This is a genomic window from Aliiroseovarius crassostreae (assembly GCF_001307765.1).
GTDB lineage: Bacteria > Pseudomonadota > Alphaproteobacteria > Rhodobacterales > Rhodobacteraceae > Aliiroseovarius > Aliiroseovarius crassostreae.
In genome coordinates this window covers 1-3,412 of sequence record NZ_LKBA01000017.1, presented here as the reverse complement: position 1 = coordinate 3,412, position 3,412 = coordinate 1, and the positions used below count along the sequence as shown (strand labels likewise).

Genomic DNA, 3,412 nt, shown 5'->3' with positions numbered 1-3,412 from the left:
AACCTATTTGCCAGGCTCAAGGACTGGCGACGGATCGCAACACGCTATGACAGATGTGCCCATACATTCAGATCGGCCATCTATCTCGCAGCAACAATCATCTTCTGGTTATGAGTCCTGACCCTAGTCGCTTTGACGCGATGCGCTTTACTTCTGCACTTGTGCGATCTTGGTCTTGGTACAAGCCGAGAAGCTCGCGACACTCTTCGATGGTGAAGTCGAACGCGCGTGATCGTCGGATGAGCACCAGTTTACGGACGGATGCATCATTATAGGTGCGATACCCAGCATCTGATCTGGATGGCGCTTTAACCAGTCCGATGTCCCCATAGTAGCGAGCTGTTTTATAGTAGCGAACTGTTTTGACGGGCAAGCCAGCGGCCTTGGACGCAGCAGAAATGTTCATGGAGAATCCCCTTGACCTTCCGGTTACTGGAAGGCCTAAGTGATAGCCCAAGTAGGTTCAAGGTCGCCGCCGCGACTGATGTAAAGATGAATGACATGCCAAAAGATACTGCCACCAAGACAGCCACGCTGCACCGTATGGTGATGACTGATCACATGTGCCCTTACGGCCTTAAGTCCAAGGATTTACTGGAACGGCAAGGCTATCAGGTTGAGGATCGTCATCTGACGAGCCGAGAAGAGATGGACGCATTCAAGGTCGAACATGGTGTTGCGACGACCCCGCAGACCAGAGCTTTCAACGTGCAGCGGCCATGGGTGTTCAAGGACACCACTGGCCGTTCGGAAATATGCCGCCCGTGGAGGGGATCACACGTGGCGATGTGACGATGATCATCACTTACATCCGCGAACTACAACGGGCCAACGGGATCAATTGATCGCCATGAAGGGACAGACAATGAAACAGATCATCTTCACCACGATGATGGGCTTGTGGGCGACGGGTGCCTTTGCGCATTCACCACTTGAAGCCACAATTCCTGCAAACGAGCCTACCGTTGCGGAAGCGCCATCCGAGATTGCGATGGATTTTAAAGGCGACATCAGACTGACACGGGTCAGCATGACCCATGCGGATCACCCAAGCGTAGGCCTTGATCTGGATGGTATTGACGGGTTCATCTCAGACTATGCCATTCCTCTTCAATCCATGGGATCTGGTGTCTATTCGACAACGCTAGTCGATGGATGTTGCTCTATCGCATGCTCAGCCACGCAATTGGCGGGATACGGACATGGGTGAACGTCACACGAGATGGTGGACTACGATCCCCGCATGGAGTGTGATTGGGCTGGGGGCATTAGCCGTTCATTTAGTTCTACCCGTTGATGCCTCCCAGACACTTGCGGCTTTATTGCTCACGTTGATTGCGGGCGTCTACATTGGGTTTGCAGTCAATGACGGCAGATTGCCCCGCATTTTGGTTGAAGGCTCGGTTGCCATCGGGTTTGTGGCTTTCGCAGGTTGGGCCTTGCTATACGCCCCCATACTTCTGCCACTAGGCTACATTTTCCATGCTGGCTGGGATTTCTTGCATCACACCTCGATCTTCAACATGAAAATGCCAAAATGGTACGTTCCTGCCTGTGTAGTCTTCGATGTAATCGTGGGGCTGGGGTTATGGGCAATCTGGTTGATTCACTAACTGGTACTGGCTACGACCCAATTGCGTCATGCGCCCTTGGTGGCAAAAGGGCATAATACCGATAACAGGCTCCTTAGCGATTGGTGTAATCGCTCCATGTTCTTTCGTAAGCGTCATGAGCGCCCTTCGTCCTGTTTGAAGTTCCAGGGCATGAGTTCGTCGATCCGCGATGTTGGGTGGCCTGCTGCGATGGCTTCGAGGGTGGCCTTGAGATAGGCGTAGGGTTCGACGCCGTTGAGCTTGACGGTCTCGATGAGGGACGCGATGCGGCCCCAGCTCCTGCCGCCCTCGTCATGGCCCGCGAAGAGCGCATTTTTCCTGTTTAGAGCAATCGGGCGGATTGTCCGCTCGACCACATTGCTGTCCATCTCGATGGTGCTGTCGTCAAGGAAGAGCTTCAACCCCTCCATGTGCTTGGCAATATAGCTGAGCTTCTCGCCCAGCCGGGACTTTCTGGAGATCCGGGCGCGGACGGTTCTGAGCCAGTCCTCGAAGTCGGCCATCAGGGGTGCTGTCTTTTCCTGACGTACAGCGCGGCGGGCCTCGGCCGACTGGCCGCGGATGTCCTTCTCGATCTTGCAGAAGGCCTTGATCCGCTTGAGCCCCTCGGCGGCAATGGGTGATCCATCGCGGTCATGCACTTCCTTGAGCTTGCGGCGCGCGTGCGCCCAGCAATACGAAAAGGCCAGGCCCGCGCTTTCAACCTGACACGCGATCCCATCGGCGAAAAGCGTATGATCGAGCGTGCCTTCGGTGTCGGACCCTGTGTCATGTCAGAGACCGTGGCCTGGCTTGAAGAGCAGCTCGCGACATGATTCCGTCCAGCGGAAGGGTAATTGCGGCTGGATAAATTGTTTGCAACAGAGCCTCAAAACGTGGGATCAAGCACCTAGCCGCCCGGAAGACCGGGCGACCAGTGTAATATATCGCTTAGCGTGTGTAGACAGCTGTGATGTCAGCGGACCCCAGCGAGTTTGCGCCGGTCATGAAACCCACCAAAGCCGCGCTGGCGGTTTCGTCGAGGCCGAGGCTTTCAACGCCCAGAGCGTGAACGGTGAATTCATAGCGGTGTACTTCGCCCGGAGGAGGACATGCGCCGCCAAAGCCGGTGGCTCCAAAGTCAGTACGGCTCTGGACTGCGCCGTCAGGCATGTTGCCACCTTCGGAACCTGCGCCCTGTGCCAACGAGTTCACATCCGCAGGGATGTCAAAGGCAACCCAATGCCACCAGCCGGAGCCTGTCGGCGCGTCTGGGTCATAGGCCGTGACAACGAAGCTCTTGGTGCCTTCGGGAGCGTTACTCCATTCCAGAGCGGGCGAAATACTGTTGCCCTCACAGCCAAAGCCGTTCAAGACGAATGTGTTGTCGAGCTGCTGCCCTTCGGCGATGTCAGGGCTGGACAGGGTGAAAGCTTTGTCTGCAAAAGCCGGGGTAACGAGGGAGGCAACCAGTGCGACCGTTGTGATCAGGTGTTTCATTTTCGATCTCCATCAGAAGAATTTCGGATGATCATTATGTGCCAGTCTGGCCGCGCCTTTTATCCCCGGATACGATCAGGTTTTTACGCTATTCGCTCAAGTTGAGATTCAGACGCCCTTAGCAGGCTGCTGAAATAGTCCTGCCTCGACAGCGGTTTGAGAACATGATTCACCATCCGGGATGGTTACGGCGGGGGGGGGGGTATGATGCGCGGGACGGACGAAGCGATCGGGTCGCTGTTCAGCTATGTTGATCTGGAGGAGCGCATCCCGTCTCGGCACCCGCTGCGCGAGATCAGACAGGTGGTCAATGACGCCCT

The 3,412-nt window shown here is 55.7% G+C and carries 5 protein-coding genes and 5 pseudogenes; 7 read left to right on the top strand and 3 right to left on the bottom strand.

Annotated features, from left to right (window positions below; translation table 11 throughout):
- Positions 1–114, top strand: a pseudogene (locus tag AKJ29_RS19405) (IS5/IS1182 family transposase); the annotation flags it as partial.
- On the opposite strand, the gene AKJ29_RS18905 reads toward AKJ29_RS19405, so the two are convergent.
- On the bottom strand, positions 98–406 hold the full coding sequence (locus AKJ29_RS18905; protein ID WP_235477547.1) for a MerR family transcriptional regulator: 309 nt from the start codon (positions 404–406) through the stop codon (positions 98–100). The pseudogene AKJ29_RS19405 and the gene AKJ29_RS18905 overlap by 17 nt on opposite strands.
- Before the next feature lie 95 nt (positions 407–501).
- Here AKJ29_RS18905 and AKJ29_RS18900 point away from each other — a divergent pair.
- From AKJ29_RS18900 to AKJ29_RS12660, 4 genes and pseudogenes are all read left to right on the top strand, one after another.
- Positions 502–696 (top strand): annotated as a pseudogene (locus tag AKJ29_RS18900) (glutaredoxin); the annotation flags it as partial.
- Positions 693–845 (top strand): annotated as a pseudogene (locus AKJ29_RS20115) (c-type cytochrome); the annotation flags it as partial. The pseudogenes AKJ29_RS18900 and AKJ29_RS20115, both read left to right, overlap by 4 nt.
- 20 nt (positions 846–865) lie before the next feature.
- Complete coding sequence (locus tag AKJ29_RS19400) at positions 866–1,210, top strand: copper resistance protein CopC (RefSeq protein ID WP_139231533.1); 345 nt, start codon at positions 866–868, stop codon at positions 1,208–1,210.
- The gene (locus tag AKJ29_RS12660) at positions 1,203–1,613 is read left to right on the top strand and encodes a DUF6010 family protein (RefSeq protein WP_139231534.1); all 411 of its coding nucleotides are present in this window, start codon (positions 1,203–1,205) and stop codon (positions 1,611–1,613) included. The genes AKJ29_RS19400 and AKJ29_RS12660 overlap by 8 nt, the downstream gene beginning before the upstream one ends.
- Positions 1,614–1,726: 113 nt before the next feature.
- Here AKJ29_RS12660 and tnpC read toward each other — a convergent pair.
- Positions 1,727–2,302, bottom strand: a pseudogene (gene tnpC / locus AKJ29_RS12655) (IS66 family transposase); the annotation flags it as partial.
- Between tnpC and AKJ29_RS12650 the strand changes: the two are divergent.
- The gene (locus tag AKJ29_RS12650; RefSeq protein ID WP_055191402.1) at positions 2,249–2,428 is read left to right on the top strand and encodes a hypothetical protein; all 180 of its coding nucleotides are present in this window, start codon (positions 2,249–2,251) and stop codon (positions 2,426–2,428) included. The pseudogene tnpC and the gene AKJ29_RS12650 overlap by 54 nt on opposite strands.
- Positions 2,429–2,543: 115 nt before the next feature.
- On the opposite strand, the gene AKJ29_RS12645 is transcribed toward AKJ29_RS12650, so the two are convergent.
- Positions 2,544–3,092 (bottom strand): kinase inhibitor, encoded by a 549-nt coding sequence (locus AKJ29_RS12645; protein ID WP_055191399.1) that lies wholly within the window; start codon positions 3,090–3,092, stop codon positions 2,544–2,546.
- Between the two features lie 207 nt (positions 3,093–3,299).
- Between AKJ29_RS12645 and AKJ29_RS19395 the strand changes: the two are divergent.
- A pseudogene (locus AKJ29_RS19395) lies at positions 3,300–3,412 on the top strand (IS5/IS1182 family transposase); the annotation flags it as partial.